The sequence below is a fragment of the Hymenobacter agri genome (genome assembly GCF_054778495.1).
On sequence record NZ_BAAGZM010000369.1, the window covers coordinates 1 to 4,256 of the forward strand.

A 4,256-nucleotide genomic window follows, 5' to 3' on the forward strand; every position below is an offset into this window, starting at 1 on the left:
GGCCGCTGCGGGCGCGGGCCACCGAGGTCATTCGCTACCTGCACCAGAAATCCGGCGGCGCGCTGCCCATTATCGGGGCCGGCGGCATTCACTCGGCGGCCGATGCGCAGGAAAAGCTGGCCGCCGGCGCCACGCTGGTGCAGCTCTACACCGGCTTCATCTACGAAGGCCCGGCACTGGTGAGCCAGATTAACAAGGCGCTGGCGCGGGGAAAGTAGGGCGGGCTGGTTGCCGTAACGATTTTGAACGTCATGTGTGGACTGCGCTCGGCATAACGGTCTTTGAAATTTTTAAATACGCTCGCAGATACTCCCTCATACCACGCCGGCCCAAAACGAAGCCGCCCCTGAAACGCGAGGCGCTTCAGGGGCGGCTTGTTACTACAAAACAGGGGCTTGCCAGCCGGTAACGGGCGTCATAAAGAGCCAAAGGTAAGGTCGATTGAGCTTGCAGGGCAAGGGGTTACGCGGGCGGGGCTTTTTCTTGATGGCGCAAATGGCGACCAAAAGCGCGTGGGCTAAGCCGTTAGACTGGAAATAAAAATTCGAGTGAGACGGCGCGAAAAAAAATAACATTATCAATGGACAGCCCCGCTTAACAATTCCGTAGTTTTGCACCATGCTTCAACCAAAACACCAGTTGATGAAGCGTGGAACCCTGCTTGGCCGGGACCCGCGGGAAAGCCAGAACGGCTTCACCGCCATCGGTTTTCCTGATTTTGCCGCTGCCGTTTCCGTTATTTTTTCTGCCCGTTGCCCCGCCGCCGTTTCGGATTCCGAAACGGTTTTTTTATGCCCGCGGCGTTTGGCCGAGGCACTGCTGCCCCGTCACGCTTCACGCCGGCACTTCGGGGTGAGCGCTGCGCCAGCGGCCAGTTTCACCCGCCTCTCTTTCTGACCCACGTACTCATTTTTCTTCGCTATGGCCCGTAAAGACCTGCTCGACATCGCCTCGCTGCACCGCGAGGAAATCGAGTTTCTGCTCGACCAATCCACGTCGTTCAAGAAACTGTTCACCCGCTCGGTGAAGAAAATTCCGGCCCTCGAAGGCAAGTCGGTGCTGATGCTGTTCTACGAGGCTAGCACCCGCACGCACTCCTCGTTTGAGGTGGCGGCCAAGCGCCTCTCGGCCGAGGTCACGAACTTCAACGTCGACCATTCGTCCATTACCAAGGGCGAGTCGGTGCGCGAAACCATCGAGACGCTCCAGGCCATGCGGACCGACTACATCGTGGTGCGCCACAGCCACTCGGGCCTGCCGGGCATGATTGCGCGCCAGACCACGGCCTCGGTCATCAACGCCGGCGACGGCGCCCACGAGCACCCCACCCAGGCCCTGCTCGACGCCTTCACCATCAAGGAGAAATTTCCCGACCCGCGCGGCAAGAAGGTGCTCATCATCGGCGACATCCTGCACTCGCGGGTGGCGCGCTCCACCAGCACGCTACTGCAAAAGCTGGGCGTGGAAGTGGCCTACCTCGGGCCGGGCTCGCTGGTGCCCAAGTACGTGCCGGCCAGCATCCCGCGCTTCACCAACTACGAGGCCGCCATGGCCTGGGGCCCCGACGTGGTGTACTTGCTCCGCGTGCAGATGGAGCGCCAGGACGTGCAGTTTTTCCCCAGCGTGCGCGAGTACCACCGCGTGTACGGCATCACCAATACCCGCCTGGCCGAAATCAGCGACCGCGGCCTCTACATCATGCACCCCGGCCCCGTAAATCGCGGCGTGGAACTCTGCGACGCCGTGATGGACTACGAGCGCAGCCTCATCACCAACCAGGTCGAAAACGGCATCTCCGTCCGCATGGCCGTGCTCGACTGGCTCACGCCCGGCGGCGACTTCCCGAAGCAGGAATCGTACGTGGCGCCGCAGCGCGCCGGCGCGCCGGTGATTGTGCCTTAGTGGTGTAGAGACGCAAAATGTTGCGTCTCGTCGTTGAACGACGATGTTTGAACGACTCCCGAATGACACCCCAACGATTTCCGAACGGCGCGGACGACCAGACGCAAAATGTTGCGTCTCTACCTCGTTCCGGTAAATCTGCTTTTATCTCTCCAAATAATTCTTCCCGCCCATCCCTATTCATGCTGCTTCTTCAAAACGCCCGCATTGCCTCCGAAAATTCACCTGAGCTTGTCGAGAGCGATGTTCTCATTGTGGAAGGAAAAATTCAGGAAATCGGCCCGGGCCTGACCGCCCCGAAGGGTGCCCGTGTCATCGACGCGCGCGGCCGGGTGCTGCTGCCGGGCATGTTCGATGCTCACGTGCACTTCCGCGCCCCGGGCTTCGAGAACAAGGAAACCATCACCACGGGCAGCGAGGCGGCCATCAACGGCGGCGTGACCGGCGTGGTGATGATGCCCAACACCCGCCCGGCCCTCGATTCGGCCTCGGCGGTGGACGCGGTGCTCGAAAACGCCCGGCACCGCTCGCGCATTCCGGTGTACACCTCGGGCTGCGTGACCAAAAACCGTGAGGGCAAGGAACTGGCCGAAATCGAGGGGATGCACGGCCTCGGCGTGAGGATGCTCACCGACGACGGCGACACCACCGCCGACCCGGCCGTGTTGCTGCGGGCCATGCAGTACGCCACCGAGTTCGGGATGTTTTTTGCCAGCCACTGCGAGGTGCCGGAGCTGGCCGGCCCGCGCGCGCTCAACGAGGGCGTGATGAGCTACCGGCTGGGCATCAAGGGCTCGCCGGCCTGCGCCGAGGAAATTATCATCGACCGCGACATCCGACTAGCCCGGGCGGCAGGAGCGCACGTGCACATCCAGCACGTATCGAGCAAGCTGGGTATGGAAACCATCCGCTGGTGGAAATCGCGCGGCGACGTGCGGGTGACGGCCGAGGTATCGCCCCACCACCTGCTGTTCACCGACGAGCACATCGGCGACTACGACACCAACTACAAGATGAACCCGCCCCTGCGCACCCAAGCCGACTGCGACGCCCTGCTCGAAGGGCTCAAGGAAGGTGTTTTCGACCTCATTGCCACCGACCACGCGCCCCACACGCCCTTCGAGAAAGCCCAGGATTTCATCAACGCCCCCAACGGCATCACCGGTCTCGATACGGCCCTGGTGTCGCTCTACCACTACTTCGTGAAGCCCGGTAAGTTCGGCTGGGACCTGCTGGTGAAGCGCTACTCGGCCGCGCCGCGCCGCCTGATGGGCCTGCCGGTGGCCGCCATCGAAGTAGGCCAGCCCGCCGACTGCGTGCTGTTCGATTCCGAGGCGGAAACCACTTTCACCAAGGACTTTATGAAATCGAAATCCCAGAACACGCCCTTCATCAACCAAACGCTGCAAGGCCGGGTAGATATGGTGGTGCTGGGCGCGGAGGTGCTGCTGGAGCGGTAATTGGCTAGCGAATGCTGAGCGCAGCCGAAGCATCTCTACCGCTTCGTTTGAGCTGTTTTACTAACTCATAAGGCAATGGACGCGAATCAGTACAGGCGGCTAAAAAAGAGTGGAAACGTTCTGGATTTTGCTAGTCTGAACGATACTCGTAGAATCTTGGCGCAGCGTGGCCAAGTACACCTTGCCGACCTCATTACCCGCGTCCTGTCAAGCAGCAAGATTGACAAACCCAGTTTGCACAATGCCCCGCAGGAAAGCTTTTTCGATTTCTATCGGGTCAACTTAGCCGCTGAAGATGTTGCGGTAATCGTTTCAATTCTATTCGATTACGAAACGGAAGTAGTTGATATCAATCCATCAGCAGCCGATTTAACTGATAAATGGAATAATCTGGATGAGCCAACGAAGTGGTAGAGATGCTTCGACTGCGCTCAGCATGACGACCAAATAATAACAATGAATACTCCCTCTGATTCCACCACCCCGCAGCCCCTCATCGGCGTGGTGATGGGTTCCAGCAGCGACTGGGACACCATGCAGCACGCCGTGCAGATTCTCACGGACTTTGGCGTGGCCCACGAAGCGCGCGTGGTGTCGGCCCACCGCATGCCCGACGACTTGTTTGCCTACGCCGAGCAGGCCGGGCCGCGCGGTTTGCAGGCCATTATTGCCGGGGCGGGCGGGGCGGCCCACCTGCCGGGCATGCTGGCCGCCAAAACCACCGTGCCCGTGCTGGGCGTGCCGGTGGCCAGCCGCCACTTGCAGGGCGTCGATTCGCTTCACAGCATCGTGCAGATGCCTAAAGGCATTCCGGTGGCCACGTTTGCCATCGGCATGGCCGGGGCGGCCAACGCCGCGCTGTTTGCCGTGAGCCTGCTGGCCCTGCACGACCCG

General features: G+C 61.0%; 5 protein-coding genes and 1 pseudogene. All 6 read left to right on the forward strand.

What is annotated here, in order from left to right; all coding sequences use genetic code 11:
• A pseudogene (locus tag ACYVDE_RS15790) lies at positions 1-218 on the forward strand (quinone-dependent dihydroorotate dehydrogenase); the annotation flags it as partial.
• Between the two features lie 400 nt (positions 219-618).
• Positions 619-897 carry a hypothetical protein gene (locus tag ACYVDE_RS15795; RefSeq protein ID WP_460502502.1) on the forward strand — a complete coding sequence of 93 codons (279 nt, stop codon included), beginning with the start codon at positions 619-621 and terminating at the stop codon, positions 895-897.
• Positions 898-921: 24 nt separating this feature from the next.
• Entirely contained in the window at positions 922-1,902 is a 981-nt protein-coding gene (locus ACYVDE_RS15800) for an aspartate/ornithine carbamoyltransferase family protein (RefSeq protein WP_460502504.1), read from the forward strand.
• A gap of 182 nt (positions 1,903-2,084) precedes the next feature.
• Positions 2,085-3,362, forward strand: coding sequence for a dihydroorotase (locus ACYVDE_RS15805; protein ID WP_460502506.1), 1,278 nt, complete (start codon positions 2,085-2,087; stop codon positions 3,360-3,362).
• 75 nt (positions 3,363-3,437) lie between these two features.
• On the forward strand, positions 3,438-3,776 hold the full coding sequence (locus ACYVDE_RS15810) for a hypothetical protein (protein ID WP_460502508.1): 339 nt from the start codon (positions 3,438-3,440) through the stop codon (positions 3,774-3,776).
• Between the two features lie 42 nt (positions 3,777-3,818).
• Positions 3,819-4,256: 5-(carboxyamino)imidazole ribonucleotide mutase (purE, locus tag ACYVDE_RS15815; protein ID WP_460502509.1), on the forward strand; the 438-nt coding region annotated here is incomplete at its 3' end.